Origin of the sequence: Streptomyces sp. 11-1-2, from assembly GCF_003595545.1 — a bacterium.
GTDB lineage: Bacteria > Actinomycetota > Actinomycetes > Streptomycetales > Streptomycetaceae > Streptomyces > Streptomyces hygroscopicus_B.
In genome coordinates this window covers 8,816,974-8,841,321 of record NZ_CP022545.1, presented here as the reverse complement: position 1 = coordinate 8,841,321, position 24,348 = coordinate 8,816,974, and the positions used below count along the sequence as shown (strand labels likewise).

Sequence of the window (24,348 nt, the reverse complement as noted above, 5' to 3'; positions counted from 1 at the left end):
AGTGATTCTTCGGCGGCGCGGCGCCCGGCCGGGCCCAGCATCGGGGCACCCGGCGAGAGCACATCGGCTCGGCGCGCGCTCCTACCGTTCCACGGGGGTGACCCGTACCGCGTCGCTTGTGCGGGCCGTCAGGAAGGACCGGCCGCGGATGGCGCGGGGGTCCAGGGGGATGTGGTGGGTGCCCGGGTCCAGGACGGCGTCGAAGAGCTCGCGCGCATGGGGCCGGGACAGCCGGTCGAGGCGGTGGGCCATCAGCCTCACCCGGCAGGCGGACCCGACCTCGACCGCCGCCTCGGCGCCGCCCGCCACCGCCGTCAGGCCGAGGAGGCGGCGGCGGTCGTGCGGGGTGCGGTCCAGGGCCTGTTCGACCTGGGCCACGAGCAGGGGGACGATCGGGGCGAGCGCGGTGACGCACACCGCGTCGGAGCGCGCCGCCGCGAAGGCGTCCCGGACCGCGTCACGCTCGCCCGGGCCCACCGTCGGGCCGAAGACCACCGCACCGTATTTGCGCAGCTCATCCGTGTGGGCGCCCACCGCGTCCAGCGTGATCTCGGCGCCGATGCCGATGTTGCGCAGCGCGGCGGCCAGCTTGGCGAGGACGGCGGCGCGCTGTCCGATCAGCAGCGCCCTCGGGCCCGTCGGGACCTCCGGCGCGGGCGCGCCGTCGGCGGTCAGCAGCCGCTTCAGCGCGGTCCGGTACTGCTCGCCGTGGAAGCGGTAGGGGCCGATGTCGTGGTAGCCGTCGCGCTCGGCGTCCGGGGTCTCGCCGGTCTGCCAGACGAAGTCACGCCAGACGACGTCCGGGCCGTCCCGCTCGACGACGGCGGTGACGGCCCCGCACTCCAGCCCCTCGCACTCCGGGCAGCCGTAGATGACGCACCGGCTTCCCGCCAGCGGCGCCTCCGCCTCCAGCAGCAGCCTGCGCACCTGCTCGGCGAGGGCGGAGGGCCCGATGTCGGCGGCGAGCGACGAGACCGCGTCGAGGTCGGCGAGGCGCGCCAGCAGGGGCCTGCCGTCCACCACGAAGTCCAGGAAGTCGCGGTGGGTTTGGTACGCGCCATCGGCCAGCACACCGCCCGCGCGCATCGCCGGCGCCAGCCCGAACGTCACGTACTCGGAGGTCATGCCCCAAGTATTCCCGTTACGGGGCGGTATCAGGGGGAAACCGGTGGTGCGCCGGGCGGCCCGGGTCGCCGCTTACGCCGTGGCGGACGCCATGACCCCTTGCCGGACCGACACAACGTGCGGATACGACGTGCCGCCCGGACCGATCGGGTCCGGGCGGCAGGTGTCACAGCCGCGCCCTGCGGGGCGGCCGGAGCGGCTAGCGGCTCTTGGCGACGGAGACCCGATCGCCCGATCCGTCCGCGCCATCCCCGTCCCCGTCCTCGGACGAGGCGTCGGAGTCGGAGTCGGACGAGGTCGCCGGGCCGATGCGGATCTCGAACTCGCCGTCGTACTTCTCATGACCGGCGATGACCGCCATCTCGACGGCCTCCTCGCCCCGCTCCCCCCGCACGATCAGCGGGTCGCGGCGCAGATCCTTCAGCAGCGCCCAGCACAACCCCACCATCACCAGCGTGAACGGCGCGGCCACCAGGATCGTCAGGTTCTGCAACCCGGTGAGGGCATCGTCCCCGCCACCGCCGATCAGCAGCATCACGGCCGCCACCGCGCCCGTGATCACGCCCCAGAAGATGACGACGAAGCGGGTCGGCTCGAAGGCGCCCTTCTGCGAGAGCGTGCCCATCACGATGGACGCCGCGTCGGCGCCGGAGACGAAGAAGATGCCGACCAGGACCATCACCAGCACGCTCATCACGCCGGCGATCGGGTACTGGTCCAGCACTCCGAACAGCTGCCCCTCGGGGGTCGATTCCTTCCCCAGCCGGCCCGCGGCCTGGAGCTTCATCGACGAGCCGCCGAAGATGGCGAACCAGAGCAGGCTGACGGTGCTCGGCACCAGGATCACGCCGCCCACGAACTGCCGGATGGTGCGGCCGCGGCTGATCCGGGCGATGAACATGCCCACGAACGGCGTCCAGGAGATCCACCAGGCCCAGTAGAAGACCGTCCAGCTGCTCAGCCAGTCCGCGACCGACTTGCCGCCGGTGGCCTCGGTACGGCCCACCAGCTGCGGCAGATCGCCGACGTACGAGCCGATCGAGGTCGGCAGCAGGTCGAGGATGATGATCGTCGGACCGGCCACGAAGACGAAGACCGCGAGGAAGAGCGCCAGCACCATATTGATGTTGGACAGCCACTGGATGCCCTTGGCGACACCCGAGACGGCGGACGCGATGAAGGCGACCGTCAGGATCGCGATGACGGCGACCAGCAGCCCGGTGCCCACGTCGCTCTTCCAGCCCAGCACCTCGATACCACTGCCGATCTGCAGCGCGCCGAGGCCGAGCGATGCGGCGGAGCCGAAGAGCGTGGCGAAGATGGCCAGGATGTCGATGGCCCGGCCCGCCCAGCCGTTGGCGTTCTTCGAGCCGATGAGCGGTGTGAAGACCGCGCTGATCGTCTGCCGGCGGCCACGGCGGAAGGTGCTGTAGGCGATGGCCAGGCCGACGACCGCGTAGATGGCCCAGGGGTGCAGTGTCCAGTGGAAGAGCGTGGTGGACATCGCGGTCTGCATCTTCTCGGCCGCGCTGCTGGGGTCGGTCCCGGGCGGCGGGGAGACGAAGTGCGACAGCGGCTCACTCACGCCGTAGAACATCAGACCGATGCCCATGCCCGCGCTGAACATCATCGCGACCCATGAGACGGTGCGGAACTCGGGTTCCTCGCCCTCCTGTCCGAGGGTGATCTTGCCGTAGCGGCTCATGGCCAGCCAGAGGGCGAAGATCACAAATCCCGACGCGGCCAGGACGAAGGCCCATCCGCCGTTGTGTATGAGCCCGGAGAGCATGCTGTCCGAGACTCTCTCCAGGGTGTCGCTGGCAACGGACCCCCAGATGACGAAGGCCAGCGTGAGCGCGGCGGATACGCCGAACACCACGCGGTCCGTCCGGGGGGCCGCATGGGGCCCGGTGGAGCCGGCTCCGGGAGTATCCACGGTGGCCGGGGGATCGCCGCCGACGTCCCCCGCGCTTGTACCTGTCTGCGGCACGCAAAAAGCCTTTCACTGGGGGTTTGGCTGACGGATTTCCGGCTACCCAGGACTCTGAGATGCATGCCAACCGGCCACGGGGGCGGCGTTTTAGTATGCCATCAATACGTCATGTCAGCATTTGTCCACCGGCTGCCCGGCGGTGAGGTGGTACGCGGCGCGGCCGTCCAGCAGCAGCGGCACGAGCGCGCGGGCCGACTGGCGCAGCGGTACGAAGGCACCTGCGTCGCCCTTGGCGGGCTTGACCGTCACCCCGTGCAGGGCCAGTTCGTCCCGCACCTCGCCGTATTGGGCGGCGTCCAGCCGGTAGCCGCACGGCGGATCCTGCAAGACCGTGCCCTCCTCCGGCGGTTCGTTGTCCGCGCCGCCGAGGTAGACCGGGCCCCGGTCCGCGTAGCCGGCCAGCCGCGCCGCCGTCGTGGCCGCCTCGATCCGGCCGCGCCGCTCGGTGATGAAGTCGAAGGCGCCGTTCAGGGCGGCCAGATGGGAGCCCACCCGGCGGCGGTTGTTGACCGCGGGATCGGCCTTCTCGGCATCGGTGAGCGGGTCGACCCGGGTCTCGACCAGCAGCCCTACGGAGTGCTTGACGCCCGCGGTGTTCCGCAGGATCCGCTCCTGTCCGTCGCCCGCCACCTGCTTGACCGGCTCCCCGGTCTCGGGGTCGGTCCAGATGCCGTAGACGCCGGTGGTGTGGCCCGCGGCCTCGACGCCGGGGCGCACATAGGTGTCCGACAGGGTCCGCGCCTCGTGGTGCACCGGGTCCTGGGTGTTGAGGTTGCGCGGCCACAGCGCCAGCAGGTCCTTGACGTAGTACGGGACGTTCGCGCCGTACTCATGCAGGTCGTAGACGGTGTCCGGGCGCCAGTCGCGGATGACGCCCGCCATCGCGCGGGACTCGGCGGTGGTGAGGGCGACATGGTCGCGGTTGATGTCCACACCGTCGGAGTTGCCGCGGGTGTCGGCGGCGCGGCCGTCGGGGTTGGCGGTCGGGACGACGAGGACCTGAGTGCGCTCCAGGAAGCGTCGCGTCCGGCGGTCCTCGGCGTAGGCGAGGTCGCGGACGGTGGACAGACACGCCTCCCGGCCGGAGGGCTCGTCGCCGTGCTGGGAGCAGATCAGCAGCAGGACGTTGCCGCGTGCCGCTCTGCCCGGGTCGGCGGGTGCGGCCGGGGCGCCGATCCGCACCAGCCGCAGCGGGCGCCCCTGCGCGGTGGCGCCGATCCGGTCGACGGCCACGCGCGGGGCGGACTTGTCGACGGCCGCGAGGAAGTCCGCCTCCTCGGCCTGGGTGGTCCACCGTGCGCCATGGCTGATCTCGAACCCCGTACGCGGCGGACGCTGTTCGGCTCGCGCGGGCGCGCTGAGGAACGACCCGGTCAGCAGCGCACCGATCGCGCCGCAGGCGGCGCTGCGGATGAGGGGTGACCGCGAGAACACGAAGGACCTCCTGGGGGGAGAGGGATACGAGGGTGATGTCGGTGCCGGCGTCCTGCCACGGCCCGCCGCCGGTGGGTGCCGCGCCGCCACTGGCTGTGGCGGCGCGGCACCCACCGGCGCGACGCTCAGTCGAGGGTGGAGTGGGTGAACGTCGACGTGGACGTGAACGGGAGCGGGGTGCGGTGCTGCGGGGCCCGTACGCCCTTCAGGGGCGGTGTGGCCGCCGTGCGCGAGGGAGCGGCCGCGGCCTTGGGGGCGCCGCCGACCAGCGGCAGACGGGCCGAGGTGCGGGGCAGGTCAAGGGTCAGCCGCGGGGTGGTGGACGGCGGTTCGAGAAGGCCCGCGTCGGTGCCTGCGATGATGAGGCCGAGGCGGTGACCGGCCGGGACGACATGGTCGGTGGCCGCGAGGTCCAGGGTGATGGTGTACGCCTTGCCCGGGGTCAGCGGGCGGCCCTTGCCGTCGTCCGCGAAGTTGCCGAGGTCGGCCCAGCCCCGGCTGAAGACCGTGTAATCCACGTCCTCCTTGTCGGCGGCGGTCTCCTTGAAGCAGGCGCTGTCGCCCGCCGTGCTGCTGCCCCAGCAGGTGCGCCGGTCGAGGGTGGTGATGCCCTCACCGCTCGCCGTGTAGTTCCGGATGGTGGCCGGGCCGAGGTCGACCAGGACCGCGGAGAGATGGGCGCTCGCGGTGGAGGGCGTGGCGGTGACGGTGACCGTGCCGGAGCCGGACAGCCGCAGGTCCTTCGTCAGCGCACCGGTGGTGAAGCCCGCCTTGCCGGGCGTCGAGGTGTCGATGGCCGCGGACCAGTCGGCCTCGCTCAGCGCGGGGTCGTCGGTGAAGGTCTCCGTCGCGCCGGGCTCGGCCCGCTCGGTGCCGAGCACGCCCACTCCGGCCGTGGCGCCGCCGCGCGGACGCAACGTGGTCTGCCGGGTGCCGGACGGGGGCCAGACCCGGTCGGTGGACCACTGGTCGGGGGCGCGCTCAACATCGGCCATCGGCTCGCGCTCGATGCCGTTGTCTATACCGAGCAGGTAGTGGTCGAACCAGCGGTGCAGAGTGCGCACCCACTCTCCGCGCCGGAAGTCGAACGGGTCGACATGCCCGGTCTGCGAGAGCCAGATCTTGCGCTCGACGCCCGCGTCGGCGAGCGCGTTCCACCACTGTCCGAGGTGCTTGGTGCGGACGTTGAGGTCCTGCGCGCCGTGGACGGCGAAGACGCTGGCCCGCACCTTGTCCGCGGCCGGCACATAGTCGCGCTCGCTCCACAGGCCGGTCCAGTCGCCGCTGCGCGGGGCGCCCTCGACGAGACGTTTCTGTACGGCGGCGCAGCGGGCGTGGGCGTCATCGCTCTCGACGGCGTCCGAGAGTCCGTCGGGGCCGGAGTCGTAGAGCGCGGCGCCCTTGGCGAAGTAGTAGTCGTACCAGGAGGAGATGGCGCCGATGGGCACGATGGTCTTGAGCCCCTTGACGCCGGTGGCGGCGACGCCGTTGGCGACGGTGCCGTCGTAGCTCTTGCCGATCATGCCGGTGGCGCCGTTGGACCAGCTCGCCTTGACCGGCTGCCCGCCGGTGCGGGTGGAGTACGCGGTCGCGCGGCCGTTCAGCCAGTCGACCACGGCCTTGGCGGACAGGACGTCGGAGCGGCCGCCGACGTCCACACAGCCATCGGAGCGGTTGGTTCCGGCGAGGTCGACCAGGACGGTGGCGTAGCCGCGCGGTACGAAGTAGTTGTCGTAGAAGAGCGGGAAGAGGACCGGATTCCCGGCGGCGTCATAGGTCTTGGTCTGGCTCTCGTTGCCGCGTCCGCAGCAGGAGTAGTACGGGCTGGCGTCCATGACGACGGGGATGCGGCGGCCCTGCGCGGCGGGTTCGCGTGGCCGCACGATGTCGACGGCGACCCGGTCGGTGGCTCCGTCCGCGTCGCCGTCGATCGTGGTGTCCACCCATACCGATTCCCGGATGGCGTTCTCGTAGGAGTAGACGGGTCTGCTGTCGGATCTGCTGTCCGGTGCGCTCGGCGCGGCGGAAGCGGCGTGGGCGGCCGGGGCGCCGAGCGGTGGCAGCAGGGATATGGCGGCCGCGACCAGCGCGGTGACCGCCGACAGCACGAGCGTGGTCCAGGGGATGCGGGGTGTCCGCGTCTGTAGCAACACGGCCGGACGGTAGCGCGAGTCAACTCCCGTACAGAAGAGGGCGATACGTGTCGCGATCGTGTCCGAGTCGATTCGCGTTGCGGCCGGATGTCGATTGGATGTCGGAGGCGTGATGGACGTGAGGTGCGTGTGAGGAGTACATAAGGTCACGAGTGATCGTTCTCCCCTACGAGTTGGAGGACTCGTGCGTCACCACAGACTTCTCGTCCCGGGCGCGGCCGCGGCCTGCCTGCTGCTGGCGATCCCGGCGTCGGCGGCCGATGCCACGCCGGGCGCCCCGGGCATCGGGGACTCCTACTACCCCTCGTACGGAAACGGCGGGTACGACGTATCCCATTACGACCTTCGGCTGAAGTACCAGCCGACGACGGACCGGCTGGAGGGCACGGCGACGATCGTGGCCGACGCCCGGCAGGATCTGTCCCGGTTCAACCTGGACTTCGCGCTCGATGTGAGCGAGGTGCTGGTGGGCGGGAAGAAGGCCGCCTTCACCAAGACCGGCGACCACGAGCTGGAGATCACCCCGGCCGCGCCGCTGACCTCCGACCGCCCCTTCACCGTGGTCGTGCGCTACAGCGGCACCCCCTCGAAGGTGGTGGCGAGCGGGTTCACCTCATGGCTGCGCACCCCGGACGGCGGGATCGCGGCCAACGAGCCGGAGTCGGCGTGGTGGTGGTTCCCGAGCAATGACCATCCGCTCGACAAGGCCACCTACGACGTGTCGGTGGCGGTGCCGGACGGAACGCAGGCGATCAGCAACGGCACCCTGCAGTCGACCAGCTCCCAGCTCGGCTGGACCCGCTACAACTGGCGCTCCAGCAAGCCGCAGGCCACGTATCTGACCACGCTGGCGGTCGGCAAGTTCGACATCACGACGGACACGACCGCGAACGGTCTGCCGGTGATCAACGCCTACAGCAAGGACCTCGGGGACAACGCCGGGGCGGCGCGGGCGAGCGTGGAGCGGTCGGCGGAGATCGTGGACTGGGAGTCCACCGTCTTCGGCCCGTACCCCTTCGACGCGCTGGGCGGCTATGTGCCCAATGTGCCCACGGGCTACGCGCTGGAGACCCAGACCCGGCCGTTCTACAGCCCGAAGGGGTTCGCCAAGGGCGCGAACACCTCGCTGATCGTGCATGAGCTGGCCCATCAGTGGTTCGGCGACAGCGTCTCGCTGAAGGACTGGCGCGACATCTGGGTCAACGAGGGCTTCGCCAGCTACGCCCAGTGGCTGTGGTCGGAGAAGGAGGGCGAGGGCACCGCGCAGGAGCTGGCGGACTACACCTACGCCTCCTACCCGGCCGACGACCCCTTCTGGAAGGTCGAGCCGGGCAACCCGGGGCCGGAGAACCAGTTCCATGACGCGGTGTACGACCGGGGCGCGCTGGCTCTCCAGGCGCTGCGGAACCACATCGGCGACAAGGACTTCTTCGCGATCCTGAAGGGCTGGACGACGGAGAACCGGTACGGAAACGCCTCGGTCAAGGACTTCGTGACCTACGCGGAGAAGGTGTCCGGCAAGCCGCTGGCCGCGCTCTTCGACACCTGGCTGTTCACCCCGTCGAAGCCTGCCGCGACGCAGGCGCGGGCGGCCGAGCTGAGCCCGGCCAAGGCGCCGGCGCGGCCGAAGTCGTGGCAGCGGATCCAGGACACGCACAGCACCCACGGCCGCTGAGCCCCGAAACCCCGGCCGGGTCGCCCACCCCGGCCGGGGCCTGGCGCCGCCGTGATGCGATGGCGCTCGGCATATCCCCTGGTCACGGCCGTCCGGCGCGGGCGCGGCGCCGGGCCTCACGCGCGATGGGCAGATAGCGCAGCCGCTCGGGCAGCAGCGGGACCACGACCCGGACGACCCTCCCGAACCACCACAGCCGCCGCTCCTGCCCGCGCGTCCACCCCAGCCCGATCGCCTCCCGGGCGTCCGGCGGCATCAGCCCGACGGTGAGGAACGCGCGGAAGCGGGTGAACAGCGGGCGCAGCAGCGGCCACAGCAGCCGCGGCGGCAGCGGGCCCGGCGGAGGGACGGACGCGTCGGGCGCGGCCAGTTCACGGGCGACGACGGTCGGCTCCAGCCGTTCTCGCACCATCGCGCGATAGTAGGGCCAGAACTCCTCGACGGATCCCGGCATCTCACGGTCGTCGATGCCCAGCACCCGTCCGATCCGCAGCCATTCCCCGTACAACTGGCGCTCCTCGGCGGCGGTGAAGGGGCGGGTGCCCAGATAGCGCTGGGCGCGCAGATAGACCGGATAGCCGGTGGCGTGCACCCAGGCGTAGACGGGCGGGTCCAACGCGCGGTACGGGCGGCCGTGCGCGTCGACGCCCTGGATGGACGCGTGGAGCCTGCGCAGCCGGCGGCCCTCCGCCTGGGCCTCGACCCCGCCGTACACCCATAGCTGCACCGACCGCAGGGAGCGCTCGCCGCGCCCCCAGGGGTCGGTGCGGAAGACGGAGTACTGGTCCACGCCCGCCCCGACGGCCGGATGCGCCACCTGCATGGTCATCGCGGCCGGCAGGGCGAGCAGGCTGCGCAGTTCCCCCGCCACGGCCCACAGGATGCCGCCGGTGGGCGGCGGGTCGTGGCCTTCGGTGGGATGGCGGGGGCGCTGCGTGCTCATGGGACCATCGGTGGTGCGGTTACTTCCCTCCTGTTCCAGTGTGCGCCTCCGCGCCGCCGCTGAGCGGGCGCAGGGTGAGCGTGTAGTCGTAGGCGCTGTCGGCCTTCACCCGGTACTGGTCGCGCACCGGGTTGGGGGTGTCGCCCGCGCCGGTGACCGCGTGGTCGGCGTGCAGGGTGTTCCAGCCGTCGTTGCGCTTGAGGAAGTGCGGATAGGCGGCGCGGTCGAGTTCGTCGTACGCGCTGGCGCCCGCCTCCAGATCGCCGGAGACCAGCAGTCCGGCACCGCCGCGGTCGGTGAGGGACGCCCAGCGCACATCGTCGTGGTTGCCGTGGTCCTGGGGCTTCAGATACTCGACGTACTGGTCCTCGACCGAGGAGGACCAGACGCCCATGGGCGTGCCGTCCTTACGGTCGTTGAAGTTCTCCACCGGTCCGCGCCCGTACCACCGGAAGGTGCCGTACCGCTCGGGCACCTTGAGCTGGAGACCGATCCTGGGCAGATAGGACAGGGAGCGGAAGTCGCCGCGCGCCTCGACCTGATGCCGGATCCGGACCTGGCCCGCGCCATCGACCCGGTAGGCCACGGTCTGGCCGAAGGACGCGCCGGTCACATCGGGCGCGGCGGCCGTGGAGCGGACGGTGACGGTGACCGTGCCGTCGTCACCGGGGGTCACCTCGACCCCGTCGACGGTGGTGCGCAGCCGGTCAAGGCCCAGGGTCCGCCAGCGCTTGCCCTCGGCGGTGCCCCAGTCGGAGCGCTCATTGCTGATCGGGGCGCGCCAGGCGTCCAGTTCGGGGCCGGAGCGGAGCAGTTCGCGGCCCGCCACGCGCATCGAGGTGAGCGTGCCCTCCTTCTTGCCGAAGGTGTACTGGAAGTCCTCGCCGCCGACCCGCACGGTGTCGCCGCGCTCGACGGCCTTGGCTCGCCCGCCTGCGGCCGGGGCGGGGGCGGGCTCGGGCACCTTGTCGCCGCCGACCGCGAACTGGCCGAAGGACACCACATGACCGGCCTTGGCCCAGTCGGTGGAGTGCGCCGTGACGGCCCGCACGGTCAGATGGCGCTCATAGCCCCCGGGGTTGGCGGGCGGGGCCGGGAGCTGGACCGTGGCGCTCTCACCGGGCCCGACGTCCAGGGCGCGGGTGCCGCTCGCGACGGTCCGCGCGCCCTCGGTCACCGTCCAGCGCAGGGCGAGATCATCGGTGCCGGTGAAGGCTCGCTCATTGGTGACCTTCACCTTGCCGGTGCGGGCGCCCTCGCCGCCCGGGTCGGTGATCCGGATCGGGGCCTGCACCCAGGCGAGCTGGGCGGTCTCCGGCTCCGGGTCGCGGTCGGCGGTGACCAGGCCGTCCACACCGGATTCATAGAGCCCGTAGGAGAGGTAGCTGCCCTTACGGGTGAAGTCGTCGAAGTCGAGCGCGATCAGGGCGTCGCTCCGGGGGTCCTGGTCCTGGGCGAGCCGCTCCGCGCCGAGCGCCGTGTCATAGACCCGGACCTGGTCGATGGTGCCCTTGGCGGTGCGGCCGGTCCAGCCGTCCTCCATGGTGTCGTTGTTCCGGCCGACGCCGAGGTCGAAGCCGGTGTAGTCGATACGGCCGCTCCACGCGGTCTCGGCGAGCTCCTTACCGTCGGCATAGAGGCGCAGCGCGGTGCCGTCGTAGGTGCCGGTGACCCGGTGCCAGGCGCCGGTCCAGCCGTCGGGCACGGGGGCGGTCACGGTGCGGGGCTTGCCGCCGCTGGTGATCGTGAATTCGAGGGTGTCCTTGTCCTTCATCCGCAGGACGTACTGGTCGCCCTTGCTGACGATGGTGAAGTCCCCGGTCCACGGCTCGGCCGGTTTGACGCGGGCGTCGAGGGTGACGGCGGTGCCGGTGAGGTCGAGCTTCGGGTCGCGGTAGATCTCGACGAAGTCGTCAAGACCGGACAGATACAGCGCCTTGCCCTTCCCGCCGTACCCGTCGACCGCCTTGGGCTTGCCGGAGAGGGAGGCGGCGATGTCGTTGCCGGAGGAGTCGGGGGTGGTGATCAGCGGACGGCGGATGTTCTGCTCGGCCCAGTCCCAGATGAAGCCGCCCTGGGCGTTCGGGTAGGCGCGCATCACCTCCCAGAACTCGCGGAAGTTGCCGAGGCTGTTGCCCATGGCGTGGGCGTACTCGCCCATCACGATGGGCTTGGTGAAGGTCTTGGCCTTGGCTTCGAGGGAGGCCGGGGTCGGATAGCGGGGTCCGGCGATGTCCGCGTAGGGCGCGTCGCCGTCGGGGCTGTTGGACTGGTGGTAGAGCGGGCGGGTGGGCTCGTTCTCCCGGGTCCACTTCGCCATCGCGTAGTGCGCCTTGCCCAGCCCGGCCTCGTTTCCGGTGTCCCACATGATGACGCTGGGGTGGTTCTTGTCGCGCTCCACCATGCCCTGGTGGCGCTCCAGGAACGCCTTCTGCCATTCGGGGCGCTCGGCCAGGCAGTCGTCCGGGCAGTTCTCGTGGCTGTGGGTCTCGACCTCCATCTCGTCGTCGATCAGGATGCCCTCGCGGTCGGCGAGTTCATAGAGATACGGGTCCGAGGGGTAGTGGGAGGTGCGGATCGCGTTGACGTTCAGCCGCTTCATCAGCCGGACGTCCTGTTCCATCCGGGCGCGGGTGGCATGGCGTCCGGTGGTGGGGTCGGTCTCCGCGCGGTTGACGCCACGGATCAGGATGCGCTTGCCGTTGAGCGTGAGCTGCTTGTCCTTGACCTCGATCTCGCGGAATCCGACGCTCTGGCGCACGGTCTGGATCGCCTTGCCGTCCGGATCGCGCAGGGTGAGCACCAGCGCATAGAGGTTCGGCGTCTCGTCGGACCATTTGGCCGGGTTGGCGATCTGCCCGGTCAGCTCGGCCTTCCCGGCCTTCTCCTCGGCCGTCAGCCGCCGTACCTCACGCCCCTTGGGGTCGTAGAGCACACCGGTGACCTGATGGGGTCCGCTCGTGTCGCTTCCGGTACGCGCGATGTCCACTTCGGTGCGCAGCGTGGCGTCCCGGTAGGAGGCGTCGAGATCGGTGGTGACGTACGCGTCCTCCATGCGGGTCGTGGGCGTGGAGTACAGCGATACGGAGCGGAAGATGCCCGCGTAGCGCCACTGGTCGTAGTCCTCCAGATACGATCCCGCGCTCCAGCGGTGCACCTGGACGGCGATCCGGTTGGTGGCGCCGGGACGCAGATAGTCGGTCACATCGAACTCGGCGGGGACATAGCCGCCCTGGTCGTAGCCGACGTAGTGGCCGTTGATCCACAGGAACCAGCCGGAGGTGACCCCGTCGAAGCGGATCACCTGCCGGCGCCCGTCCCAGTTCCGGGGCACCGTGACGTCCCGGACATACGCCCCGGTCGGATTGGTGTCACGGGGCACCTTGGGCGGATCGTCCGGCGCCACCTCGCTCTGGACGTTGCGGAAGACCGGATGGTCGAGATCGTCGGTCTGCCAGGTGTGCGGGACCTGGACGCGCTGCCACGCCGAGGCGTCGTAGCCGTCCTTCCAGAAGCCGCTCGGGGCGTCCTCCGGCCGGTCGGCCATCGCGAACCGCCAGGATCCGTCCAGGCTGCGCTCCCAAGCCTTGCGGTCGGGCCCGTCCGGCCGCAGCCGGGTGTGCGGGGGGTCCTGGCCCTCGCCGGTCCGCTCCGGGTCCTCGAGGTACGTATGCACATCGGCGGGGAACTTGCCCGCGTCCGACGGCCTCCCGACGGCCGTGTCCGCGGCCGTGAGACCGAGGCCGACAGCGGTGGTCATGGCGAGCACCGCCCCGATCAGTCGCCGTATCCCATATCTGCCGCGTTCCGAGCTCAATCCGACCTCACCTCACAGATTCGGAAGAAAACCAACACAGCTGAACAGCGAGGCACGCTATTCATCGGTAAAGAGATCGTCAACAGGTCGTGCTGATCCCGGTGTTGAGCCAGTGGCGGGGAGAGGTTTCACAGCGGTGCTGCGACAGCAATACTGATGAACCCGATCGGGCAGCGGCCCGGCGGAGCAGGACGACGCGGAGAGCGAGGCACGGCCGATGACCACCCCCGACACCGAGGAACCCACTCTCACCGTCGATGAACTGGCGGCCCGCGCCGGGGTGACCGTGCGCACCGTGCGCTTCTACAGCACCCGCGGGCTGCTTCCGCCGCCGGTGATCGGTCCGCGCCGAGTCGGCCATTACGGCCCCGAGCACCTCTCCCGGCTCGCGCTGATCGAACAGTTGCAGCGCCACGGCATGACCCTGTCCGCCATCGAGCGCTATCTGAGCCAATTGCCACCGGATCTGAGCGAGGACGATCTGGCGCTCCACCGGGCCCTGGTCGCCACCTGGGGCCCGGACGCCCCCGAGGAGACGACCCGCGAGCAATTGGACCGGCGGGCCGGGCGGGAGCTCACAGACGAGGACATCGACCGGCTGACCGCACTGGACGCCTTGGAGCGCACCGACGACCCGGATCGCTTCCGGATCGACCCCAAGGTGCTCCATCTGGGGCTGCGGCTGCTGGACGTGCCGATCGAGATGGAGACGATACGCACGGCCCATACGGTCGTCCTGGAACACACCCGCTCCGCGGCGCGCGAGCTCGGCCGGCTGTTCCGGGACGAGGTGTGGGGGCCCGAGCGCGATCACGAGTCCGGGAGCGGACCGGAACGGGTGCGGGCGAAGAAGTCGCTGTCGGCCGATATGCAGCCGCTGGTGGTGGAGGCGCTGGTGATCGCCTTCCAGCGATCGATGAAGCACGAGCTGCGGGCCTGGTACGGGCAGGACGCGGACTGAGCAGCTGAGTGTGAAGCGGGCTGAGCCGCGGACTGCGGGCGCGGGCGGCGGTCGCGGACTGCGGACGCGAGCAGCGGGCTGCGGACGCGAGCTTCGGTCGCGGGCTGCGGGCGCGGGCAGCGCGCTGCGGGCAGCGGACTCGGGCTACGGGCTACGGGCAGCGGACTCGGGCTCCGGGCAGCGGACGCGGGCTACGGGCTCCGGGCGACTGTGAAGCGGGCTGAGCGGGCCCGGGGCGGCGCGGCGACCGGCCGCCCCGGGGCACCGGCGGTGGTCATTCGCCGCCGGTGAGTGCGAGTGCCGCGGCGAGCTCGTCGGGGCGGGCGGCGAACGGCGAATGGCTGCCCGGCAGCGACCGCACGGTGAAGGGCTGGTCCGGCATGGCCGCGTCGGCCTCCGCGATCATCAGATCCTGCATCGCGGGGGTGCACGCCCAGTCCTCAGCGCACCGGATGAAGGTGCGCGGAATCCGGCCCCACCGCTCCCGGGTCAGGGCGATCGGGGTGGTCGGCACCGCGAAGGGCAGATCGGGGCTCAGGGCGTGGTACCAGCGGGCGAAGGACCCGGCCGGGACGTCGTGGTAGTAGGTCAGCCGCAGCTCCTCCACGTACGCCGGATCGACGGAGAACGGATTGATCCGGAACGCGCCGATGGCCTCCGGGTCGCCCAGCATCAGCCCCTGCCCCCGTACAGTCGCGGTCTGCTCGGGAGCCGCCAGATAGTCGGCGAACCGGGGGCGCCCGGCGGGAACGAAGGACGACAGATGGATCAGCTCGTCGACGAGCTCGGGAGCCCGCTCGGCGGCCAGGGACGCCGAGGCGCCACCGGCGCTGTGCGAGACCAGGGCGACCTTCGGATACCGGCGCACCGATCGCAGCGCGGCGACGACGGCCCCGGCACACTCCTCCAGGGTCAGCCCGGCCAGCGCCGACTTCTCGGTCGCGAAACCCGGCTGGCCGGGGAGGTGGCGGCCCGAGGGCAGCGGTGCCTCGAAGCCGTGCCCCGGCAGGTCGACGGCGAGGCTCGCCGCGCCGAGCCGGGCCAGGGCGCGCTGGGTGGGCGCCCACTGCCAGGAGGCGTGCCAGGCGCCGTGGACCAGCACGAACACGGTGCCGGAGGGCGCGGGGGCAGGGTGGATCTCGCTCACGGGGTGGGCATCGCTCAAGGGCGTTCTGGGGCTCATGGCACTCATGGAGGACAGTCCACCGCCACGGCTCGGCGTTATCCACCGCCATATCTGACAACCCCGCCATCGATATCTCCTGGATATCGGCTCGGATATCCTCGGTCCGATGGAGTCACGACATCTGCGGTACGCCCTGGCGGTGGCCGAGCATCAGCACTTCGGACGGGCGGCCGCCGCCCTCGGGATCGCCCAGCCCCCGCTGTCCCAGCAGATCGCGGCGCTGGAGCGGGAGCTGGGTGCGCGGCTCTTCGACCGTACGGCGCGTGGGGTGTTCCCGACCGCCGCGGGCGAGGCGTTCCTGGCCAGGGCGCGCCGGGCGCTGGCCGAGATGTCGGCCGCCGTATCGGACGCGGGCCGGGCCGCCCGGGGCGAGACGGGGCGGCTGCGGCTCGGCTTCATCGGCTCGGCGCTGCTGGAGCTGCTGCCATCCGTGCTGGGCCAGTTCATCCGGGACCGCCCCGAAGTGCGGCTGGGGCTGCAGGAGATGTCGACGCGCCGGTCCACCGCGGCGCTGCTCGCGGGCGAGCTGGACATCGCCATCGGGCGCGGTGCGCCCCGGGGCGCGGGTGCCGAGGATCTGGTGTCGGTCACGGTCGGCCGGGACCATCTGGTGGCGGTCGTCGGCGCCGCCCATCCGTTCGCCGGGCAGTCCAAGGTGAGCGTCGAGCAGCTCAGGGGGCAGCATCTGATCGTGGCGCCCGCGGACGAGGAACCGGCGGTCGCGGCCTGGCTGAGCGCGCTGCTGGGCGAGGGCACCGAGGCGTCCGCGCGGGCCGGTGGGCTCACCGAGGCGTGGGATGCGCACACCATCATCGGGCTGGCCTCGTGCGGGGTCGGGGTGGGGCTCGGCCCGACGTGTCTGCGAGTGGCGGCGCGGCCGGACGTCCGGGTGTGCGAGGTGAGCCCGCGGGTGGAACTGCCGGAGCTGGTGATGTCGTTCCGCGCCCAGGACCGCTCCCCCGTGCTGGCGGCCTTCCTGGACATCACCCGGGAGCGGTGCCCAGGGGTGGCCGAGCGGCTCGAACGCCGTCTGGGCACACGCTGACGGAGGAAGCCGCAGGGCCCCTGGCGGATGTCCAGGCGGATCGTGACACCTGCGGCAGGCCGCTCCCCTCCCCGCCCCCGCGGCATCGATACGCGGCTCCGCCCACAGCATCGATATGCGGCTCCGCCGCGTGGCAGGACTCCGCCCCTGGCAACGCAGTCCAGCCCCTCCGGCGCTTGAGGAGCCCCGGCAGGGGCCGGAGCAAAGCCCCTGACAACCCGATCCAGCCCCTCCGGCGATTGAAGAGCGGGGCCCAGGGGCGGAGCCCCGGCGGGGGCCGGGGCCGGGCCCCCACGCGGCGGAGCCGCATATCGTCAGGTGTCGGGAAGGGGCGGGGAGGGGAAAGCGTCGACATGCGGCTCCGCCGCGTGGCCCGCCGTACGCCCCCTAGTCCGTGAAGCGCTCCCCGCGCTCGGCCTTCTCCACCAGCAGCGCGGTCGGGGCGAACCGCTCCCCGTACGCCGCCTCCAGCTCCCGGGCACGGGCCACGAAACCGGCCACGCCGCCCTCGTATCCGTTGATGTACTGCAGCACCCCGCCCGTCCAGCCGGGGAAGCCGATGCCGAGGATGGAGCCGATGTTGGCGTCGGCGACGGAGGTCAGCACGCCCTCCTCCAGCAGCCGCACCGTGTCGATGGCCTCGCAGAAGAGCATCCGCTCGATCATGTCCTCGAAGGGGATACGGGTGCCCTCGCCACCGGACCCACCGGACCCACCGGAACCGCCGGAACCGCCGGACCCGCCCCGCCCGAAGTGCTCCCGCAGTCCCGGCCACAGCCGGGTCCGCTTGCCGGTGGTCTCGTCGTAGTCGTAGAAGCCCGCGCCGCCGCTGCGGCCGGGGCGCCCGAACTCCTCCACCATGCGGTTGATCACCGCGTCGGCCGGATGCGGCCGCCACTGGCCGCCCGCCTCCTCGGTCGCCCGGCGCGTCTCCTCGCGAATCTTGCGCGGCAGGGTCAGGGTCAGCTCGTCCATCAGGGAGAGCGCCTTGGCCGGATATCCGGCCTGGGCCGCGGCCTGTTCCACGGAGGCCGGGTCGACGCCCTCCCCCACCATCGCCACGCCCTCGTTGAGGAAGTGGCCGATGACGCGGGAGGTGAAGAAGCCGCGGGAGTCATTGACCACGATCGGGGTCTTGTTGATCTGCCGCACCAGATCGAAGGCGCGGGCCAGCGCCTTGTCGCCGGTGCGCTCGCCCTTGATGATCTCGACCAGCGGCATCTTGTCGACGGGCGAGAAGAAGTGCAGTCCGATGAAGTCGTCGGCGCGCTGCACTCCCTCGGCGAGCAGGGTGATGGGGAGGGTGGAGGTGTTGGAGCACAACAGGGCGTCCGGGGCGACGACACCCTCGATCTCCTGGAACACCTTGTGCTTGAGCGCCGGGTCCTCGAAGACCGCCTCGATGACCGCGTCACACCCCTCGAGGTCGCTGAGATCACCGGTCGGGGTGATCCGGGCCAGCAGCTCGTCCCGCTTGGCCTCGGTGGTCCGGCCCTTGGTGAGCGCCTTGGCCAGCAGTCCCTCGGCGTACGCCTTGCCCTTGGCGGCGGCCTCCGCGGACACGTCCTTGAGGACGACCTCGATGCCCGCCTTGGCGCACGCGTACGCGATGCCCGCGCCCATCATCCCGGCGCCCAGCACCGCGACCTTACGGACCTGACCGGGCTCGATCCCCTGGGGCCGGTTGGCCCCGGAGTTGACCGCCTGCAGATCGAAGAAGAACGCCTGGATCATGTTCTTGGCGGTCTGGCCGACGACCAGCTCGGTGAAGTACCGGGCCTCGATGGTCTGCGCGGTCTCGAAGTCCACCTGGGCCCCCTCGACGGCGGCGGCCAGGATATTGCGCTGTGCCGGGTAGGGCGCGCCGCCCAGCTGCTTGCGCAGATTGGCGGGGAAGGCGGGCAGATTGGCGGCGAACTTCGGCTGCGCCGGGGTACCGCCCGGGATCCGGTAGTTCTTGTCGTCCCAGGGCTGTGCCGACTCGGGGTGGGCGTCGATGAAGGCCCGAGCCTGGGCCAGCAACTCCTCAGGGGTGGCCACGACCTCGTGCACCAGCCCCGCCTCCTGGGCGCGCCGGGGGCTGTACCGCGCCCCCTGGAGCAGCCACTTGAGCAGCGCGTCGGTCACGCCGAGCAGCCGTACGGTACGGGCGACGCCCCCGCTGCCCGGGAGCAGGCCCAGGGTGACCTCGGGGAAGCCGATACGGGACCCGGGGGCGTCGAGGGCGATGCGGTGGTGGCAGGAGAGCGCGATCTCCAGCCCGCCGCCGAGCGCCGCGCCGTTGATCGCGGCGACCACGGGTTTGCCGAGGGTCTCGATCCGGCGCAGCCCGCGCTTGATGCGGAGGTTCTTCTCATAGACCTCCTGGGCCTGGTCGGGCCCGATCTGGAGGAGGTCGTTGAGGTCGCCGCCGGCGAAGAAGGTCTTCTTGGCGGAGGTGACGATGATGCCGCGGATGGCGTCCCGCTCGGTCTCGACGCGGTCGGCGATCGCGTCGAGGGAGTCGATGAACGCGGCGTTCATGGTGTTGGCGGACTGGTCGGGGTCGTCGAGCACCAGGGTGACGACGCCCTCGTCGTCCTGCTCCCAGCGGATGGTCGAGGCGGTGGTGGGGTGGTTCATCTGAGGTCTCCAGGGCGAAGGGGAGGGGGCGGGAAGGAGGGGGAACGGCGGCGTCCTGAGAGCCGCTCGGCTCTACGGGGGCGTCCGGCGGACCACGCGGCGGAGCCGCATATCGACGCTTTCCCCTCCCCGCCCCTGAACCCCGGGGCCTGGGGCCTGGGGCGGAGCCCCAGTTGAGGGAAGGGGCGGGGAGGGGAGCGGCCCGCCGCAGGCGTCACGATCCGTCGGTCACCCCCTAGAGCCGCTCGACCACCGTCGCGATGCCCATTCCGCCTCCCACGCACAGCGTCACCAGCCCGAACCGCCCGTCCCGCCGCTCCAGCTCGTCGATCACCGTGCCGAGGATCATCGCGCCGGTCGCGCCCAGCGGATGGCCCATCGCGATCGCTCCGCCGTTGACGTTGACCTTGTCCATGCTCAGCCCCATGTCGTCCACGAAGCGCAGCACCACCGCCGCGAACGCCTCGTTGATCTCGACCAGATCGATGTCGTCGATGGTCAGCCCGGCCTTGGTGAGCGCCTTACGGGTGGCGGGAGCCGGGCCGGTGAGCATGATGGTGGGGTCGGCGCCGGAGACGGCGGCGGACACGATCCGGGCGCGCGGGGTCAGCCCGAAGCGCTCACCGACCTCGCGGTTGCCGATGGCGACCAGGGCGGCGCCGTCCACCATGCCCGAGGAGTTGCCGGCGTGGTGGACATGGTCGATCGCCTCGATCCAGTGGTACTTCTGCAGCGCCACCGCGTCGAAGCCGCCCGCCTCGCCGATGGTGGCGAACGACGGCTTCAGGCCCGCCAGGGTCTCGGCGGTGGTACCGGGGCGGATGTGCTCGTCCCGGTCGAGGACGGTCAGCCCGCTGCGGTCGCGGACCGGGACCACGGAGCGGTCGAAGTACCCCTCCTTCCAGGCCCGCGCGGCCCGCTCCTGGGAGAGCGCGGCGAAGCTGTCCACGTCATGGCGGCTGTAGCCGCCGGTGGTGGCGATGAGGTCGGCCCCGATGCCCTGCGGTACGAAACCGGTCTCGTAGTTGGTCATCGGGTCCGCGAACCAGGCGCCGCCGTCGGAGCCCATCTTCACCCGTGACATCGACTCCACGCCGCCCGCGAGCACCAGGTCCTCCCAGCCGGAACGGACCTTGGCCGCCGCCAGGTTGACGGCCTCCAGGCCCGAGGCACAGAAGCGGTTCTCCTGGACGCCCGCGACCGTGTCCGGGAGCCCGGCCGCGATGGCCGCGATCTTGGCGATGTCGGAGCCCTGGTCGCCGAGCGGACTGACGACGCCGAGGACCACGTCGTCGATCGCCGCCGGGTCCAGCTCGGGGAACCGCCGCCGCATCTCATGGATCAGGCCCACCACCAGGTCGACGGGCTTGGTGCCGTGCAGGGCACCGTCGGCCTTGCCGCGCCCGCGCGGGGTGCGGATGGCGTCGTACACATACGCTTCGGTGCTCACGTCAGCGGCCTTTCAGGGGAGGGCTCGGGCGGGGACGGCTCAGGGGACCGGCGGGAAGCGGACGGGGGTTCATGGCGTTCAAGACGTTCCTGACGGGTTTCCCTCGACGAGCGAGGTGACTCCCCAGTCGCGGGCCACCTCGGCGGTGTCCGCCCCGGGCCGGACGGGCGCGCGGCGCACCGCGCCCGGGGTGGCGGAGAAGCGCGGGGCGGGCGCGGGCTGGGTGATCCCTCCGTGGTCGACGAAGGTGGAGCGGGCGGCGAGGTGCGGATGGGCTGGAGCCTCCCGGAGCGACAGCACGGGGGCGACGCAGGCGTCCGAGGCGCTGAAGACGGCGGTCCACTCCTCGCGGTCGCGCTGCTTGAAGCGGTCGGCGATGGCGGTGCGCAGCGCGGCCCAGCTGTCGAAGTCATCGCGGGCCGGGGCCTGCTCTGCGATACCCAGCAGCTCGATGAACTCCGAGTAGAACTTCCGCTCCAGGGGCCCGACCGCCATATAGCCGCCATCGGCGGTCTCATAGGTGCCGTAGAAGGGGCAGCCGCCGTCGAGGAGATTGGTGCCGCGCTGGTCCCGCCAGCCCCCGGCGGCCATCATGCCGTGGATGGCGGAGGTCAGATGGGCGGTGCCGTCGACGATCGCGGCGTCCACGACCTGGCCGGGGCCGCCCGCGCGGGCGTGCTGCAGGGCGGCCAGGACGCCGATGACGAGATAGAGCGAGCCTCCCGCGTAGTCCCCCAGGAGGTTGGCGGGGGCGATGGGCGGGCCGTCGGCGGCGCCGATCATGCTGAGGGCGCCGGTGACGGCGATATAGCCGATGTCATGGCCGGCGGTCCGGGCGAGCGGGCCCTCCTGTCCCCAGCCGGTCATCCGGCCGTAGACCAGCCGGGGATTGCGGGCCAGGCAGTCCTCCGGGCCGAGACCCAGCTTCTCGGTGACCCCCGGGCGGTAGCCCTCGATGAGGATGTCGGCGCGCTCCACGAGGTCGAGCACGGCGGCCACGCTCCCCTCGGCCTTCAGGTCGAGGAGCACCGAGCGCTTGTTGCGGTTGGTGAGGTCGTAGTCCGGGTCGATCCGCAGGCCGCCGGCGCCTCCGGGGCGGTCGACGCGGACGACATCGGCGCCGAGGTCGGCGAGGACCATGGCGGCGAACGGACCCGGCCCGATCCCCGCGAGCTCCACCACCCGCACCCCGGCCAGCGGACCGGCCGCCGTCGCCCCGTCCTCCGCCGCCACCGTCATGCCGTCCCCCAATCGTGTGACACCACTGCTGTAACACCGCCGATGCTAAGAACGCGTCCCGCATTCCACAAGCCCTCTCATGGGCCTGTGGACAACCAAGCCCCTTGCCCGGCAAGCGGGTTTGGCCCCTGCGGCAGCACGGCGGGCCGGGTGTGGCGCCGACCGGCCTTCCGGGTCAGGTCTTCTCCATACCCGGCCCCGCCATCGACAGCGGCTGTTCGGGCACCAGATGGTCCTCGTCGCCCGCCGGATCGGTCAGCCGGCCCAGCCGGCGTGGCAGATCGGAGCCGACCAGCACGATCACCACCAGCGTCAGCCCGAAGGTGAGCACCGCCAGCGCCCGCCCGAGGGACATGCCCTCGGCCAGATGGGCGCCGAGCACCGGCGCCACCGCCCCGCCGAGCGCCCCGGTGTTGTAGACGAAGCCGAGCGAGGCCGCCCGGGTCCGGGTCGGGAAGTGACCCGCGATGTACTTCGGCAGGATGCCGGAGATCCCCTGGCTCAGCGCGAGCAGGAAGAACAGCAGCACTCCCAGTCCGACCAGGGTGTCCTGCACCGCGAACACCGGGAAGACGAAGGCCAGCGAGGCGAGCAGGGTGTAGACGTAGGCACGCCGGGTGCCGAGCCAGTCGCCCGCGAACCCCGCCAGCCAGCAGCCGGCCATAGTCCCGAACCCGGCGTAGAACATCACATCGGTGACCTCGGACGGGGTGTACCCGAGCTGCTCCTTCAGATAGGTGGGCAGCAGCGCCTGGATCGGCCAGCTGTAGAGGAACGCGCAGAAGACCGTGCACGTCAGGGCCACATACAGCGGCCAGCGGCGCCGTCCGCCGAGCTGGGCCGCGAAGGCGACCAGACACCCCGCCGCCAGGAGCGACAGCGGCCAGCGCCAGCCCGCGCCCATCGGGGTGAAGACCAGGAACAGCGCGACGCTCGCGGCGACGGCCAGCGCCGTGTTGACGCTCGCTCGGAAGCGTCCGGCGAACAGCGGCCGGAAGGGGTTCGGCCGTGCCTTCGCCGTCGCCACCTCCTCGTGCCAGTCCCCGGCCTCCGGAAGCGCGCGCCGCACCCACAGCGCGACCAGCACCGGCAGCACGCCGATCCAGAACATCCAGCGCCAGCCCCAGTGGGGCACCACCCACTTGTAGAGCTCGGAGGCGATGATGGTGCCGCCCGAGTAGCCCGAGATGAGGAAGCCGGAGGCGCGGTTGCGCAGCCGCGCGGGCCAGCTCTCCAGGACATAGGTGGCGCTGGCGCTGTACTCACCAGCCATGCCCATGCCAATCACTAGGCGGGCCGTGAACATGCTGATGTAGTTCCAGGCGAACCCGCAGGCGAAGGTGCCGAGCGAGTAGAGCAGAATGCTGACGATCATGGCGGCCTTACGGCCGTAGCGGTCGCCCAGGGCGCCCAGCACCGCCCCGCCGAGCCAGCGGGTGATGAAGGCGCCCGAGACCAGGCTCGCCGCCGACGCCGTGCTCAGGTCGAATTCGTCGGCTATCTCGGTCAGGACGAGCGTGATCAGTACGAAGTCGAAACCATCGAGCAGATAGCCGATCCAGGCGGCGAACATGGACTTCCACTGGCCCCGCGAGACCTCTCGGTACCAGGGCACCGTGGTGGCTCCGGTCACGGCAACAGCCCTCCCTCCTCAAGAAGTTGACGTACGGTCTTGACGGCCGCCTCGCCCAGCGGCACCTGGGGCGCGGCGGTGTCCGCGCAGTCGATCACGCCCAGCAGCCGCAGCGCGGCCTTGAAGCCGCCCAGCCCCGCCGAACTGCCGCCCATCAGCGCCGGGTCCCCGGCGTCGGTGATGGCGAAGAGCGCGGCCAGCCGGTCCTGTTCGGCGGCGGCCTGCTCCCAGCGCCCCGCACGCGCGTGCCCGTACAGCCGGACGAACCCGGCCGGATCGACGTTGGCCAGCCCCGGAACGACGCCATGGGCCCCCGCCAGCAGGGCGCCGTCCACCGACAGTTCGGAGCCGGTGAGCACGGTGAAGGAGTCGTTGAGGCCGCGCCGGCGGACCTCGACGAGCATCCGCCGCAGTGCCCCGTCGTCCCCGCTGCTGTCCTTGACCCCCGCCAGCGTGGCGTCGGCGGCCAGCGGAAGCAGGATCGAGGGCGTCAGCTTGGAGTGGACGGAGACCGGGATGTCGTACGCGAACAGCGGCACGTCCACACCGTCACGCAGCCGCCGGAAGTGGTCGGCGATCTCCAGGGGATGGGTGCGGGTGTAGAAGGGCGCGGTGGCCACGACCGCGTCCGCGCCCAGCTCCGCCGCCGTACGGGCATGGTCGAGGACCCGCGCGGTCGTCATGTCGATCGCCCCCGCGAGGACAGGCACCCGGCCGCCTGCGGCCTCGATAACCGCCTTAAGGGCCGTACGGCGGCTTCGGTCGTTCAGATAGGCGGCCTCTCCGCTGGATCCGAGCGCGAACAGCGCGCTCACCCCCGCGTCGATCAGCCGCTCGGCGAGCGCGGCGAGGGAAGAGGTGTCGACCTCGCCCGCGGGCGTGAGCGGGGTGCACAGGGGCGGAACGACACCGGTAAGGGGAACCGGAAGACTCATCGACACCCAGCCTTCTGGATAGCAGGGCAATTAGGACGTGGGACGTCCTATGTTCGGGGCCGAATCTGACGGAGTGCCATCGCGCTGTCAAGTACCTTCCCGCGTCAGCGCCTCGTCCGAATCCCGCCAGCACTCCA

The 24,348-nt window shown here is 71.4% G+C and carries 15 protein-coding genes; 3 read left to right on the top strand and 12 right to left on the bottom strand.

Annotated elements, in window-relative coordinates; translation table 11 throughout:
* Nucleotides 1–81 precede the first annotated feature (81 nt).
* From CGL27_RS37935 to CGL27_RS37920, 4 genes are all read right to left on the bottom strand, one after another.
* Nucleotides 82–1,125 carry an oxidoreductase gene (locus CGL27_RS37935; RefSeq protein WP_119992193.1) on the bottom strand — a complete coding sequence of 348 codons (1,044 nt, stop codon included), beginning with the start codon at nt 1,123–1,125 and terminating at the stop codon, nt 82–84.
* A gap of 199 nt (nt 1,126–1,324) precedes the next feature.
* On the bottom strand, nt 1,325–3,061 hold the full coding sequence (locus CGL27_RS37930; protein ID WP_240450781.1) for a BCCT family transporter: 1,737 nt from the start codon (nt 3,059–3,061) through the stop codon (nt 1,325–1,327).
* Nucleotides 3,062–3,229: 168 nt separating this feature from the next.
* Entirely contained in the window at nt 3,230–4,507 is a 1,278-nt protein-coding gene (locus tag CGL27_RS37925) for a M14 family metallocarboxypeptidase (RefSeq protein ID WP_240451043.1), read from the bottom strand.
* A 170-nt stretch (nt 4,508–4,677) separates the two neighbouring features.
* Nucleotides 4,678–6,705: a Xaa-Pro dipeptidyl-peptidase gene (locus tag CGL27_RS37920; RefSeq protein WP_240450780.1), complete on the bottom strand. Its 2,028-nt coding sequence runs from the start codon at nt 6,703–6,705 to the stop codon at nt 4,678–4,680.
* A gap of 184 nt (nt 6,706–6,889) precedes the next feature.
* Between CGL27_RS37920 and CGL27_RS37915 the strand changes: the two genes are divergently transcribed.
* On the top strand, nt 6,890–8,380 hold the full coding sequence (locus CGL27_RS37915) for a M1 family metallopeptidase (protein ID WP_119992189.1): 1,491 nt from the start codon (nt 6,890–6,892) through the stop codon (nt 8,378–8,380).
* Between the two features lie 82 nt (nt 8,381–8,462).
* Here the strand turns inward: CGL27_RS37915 and CGL27_RS37910 are convergent, their stop codons facing one another.
* Nucleotides 8,463–9,323, bottom strand: coding sequence for an oxygenase MpaB family protein (locus tag CGL27_RS37910; protein ID WP_119992188.1), 861 nt, complete (start codon nt 9,321–9,323; stop codon nt 8,463–8,465).
* A 19-nt stretch (nt 9,324–9,342) separates the two neighbouring features.
* A complete protein-coding gene (locus CGL27_RS37905) occupies nt 9,343–13,083 on the bottom strand; it encodes a glycoside hydrolase family 2 TIM barrel-domain containing protein (RefSeq protein ID WP_119994754.1) in 3,741 nt (1,246 codons plus the stop codon).
* A gap of 274 nt (nt 13,084–13,357) precedes the next feature.
* Here CGL27_RS37905 and CGL27_RS37900 point away from each other — a divergent pair, with 274 nt between their 5' ends.
* Entirely contained in the window at nt 13,358–14,101 is a 744-nt protein-coding gene (locus CGL27_RS37900; protein WP_119992187.1) for a MerR family transcriptional regulator, read from the top strand.
* Between the two features lie 274 nt (nt 14,102–14,375).
* Here CGL27_RS37900 and CGL27_RS37895 read toward each other — a convergent pair whose 3' ends face one another.
* On the bottom strand, nt 14,376–15,284 hold the full coding sequence (locus CGL27_RS37895) for an alpha/beta hydrolase (protein ID WP_119992186.1): 909 nt from the start codon (nt 15,282–15,284) through the stop codon (nt 14,376–14,378).
* Nucleotides 15,285–15,393: 109 nt separating this feature from the next.
* Between CGL27_RS37895 and CGL27_RS37890 the strand changes: the two genes are divergently transcribed.
* Nucleotides 15,394–16,332, top strand: coding sequence for a LysR family transcriptional regulator (locus tag CGL27_RS37890; protein ID WP_119992185.1), 939 nt, complete (start codon nt 15,394–15,396; stop codon nt 16,330–16,332).
* A gap of 387 nt (nt 16,333–16,719) precedes the next feature.
* On the opposite strand, the gene CGL27_RS37885 is transcribed toward CGL27_RS37890, so the two are convergent.
* The 5 genes from CGL27_RS37885 to CGL27_RS37865 all read right to left on the bottom strand — a co-directional run bounded on the left by CGL27_RS37885 (nt 16,720) and on the right by CGL27_RS37865 (nt 24,211).
* Nucleotides 16,720–18,954, bottom strand: coding sequence for a 3-hydroxyacyl-CoA dehydrogenase NAD-binding domain-containing protein (locus tag CGL27_RS37885; RefSeq protein WP_119992184.1), 2,235 nt, complete (start codon nt 18,952–18,954; stop codon nt 16,720–16,722).
* 235 nt (nt 18,955–19,189) lie between these two features.
* Nucleotides 19,190–20,404, bottom strand: a complete 1,215-nt coding sequence (locus tag CGL27_RS37880) for an acetyl-CoA C-acetyltransferase (protein WP_078640054.1) — start codon at nt 20,402–20,404, stop codon at nt 19,190–19,192.
* A 78-nt stretch (nt 20,405–20,482) separates the two neighbouring features.
* A complete protein-coding gene (locus tag CGL27_RS37875; RefSeq protein WP_119992183.1) occupies nt 20,483–21,643 on the bottom strand; it encodes a CaiB/BaiF CoA-transferase family protein in 1,161 nt (386 codons plus the stop codon).
* 175 nt (nt 21,644–21,818) lie between these two features.
* A complete protein-coding gene (locus tag CGL27_RS37870; protein WP_119992182.1) occupies nt 21,819–23,276 on the bottom strand; it encodes a sialate:H+ symport family MFS transporter in 1,458 nt (485 codons plus the stop codon).
* Nucleotides 23,273–24,211 (bottom strand): dihydrodipicolinate synthase family protein, encoded by a 939-nt coding sequence (locus tag CGL27_RS37865; protein WP_119992181.1) that lies wholly within the window; start codon nt 24,209–24,211, stop codon nt 23,273–23,275. The genes CGL27_RS37870 and CGL27_RS37865 overlap by 4 nt, the downstream gene beginning before the upstream one ends.
* Nucleotides 24,212–24,348: the final 137 nt, after the last annotated feature.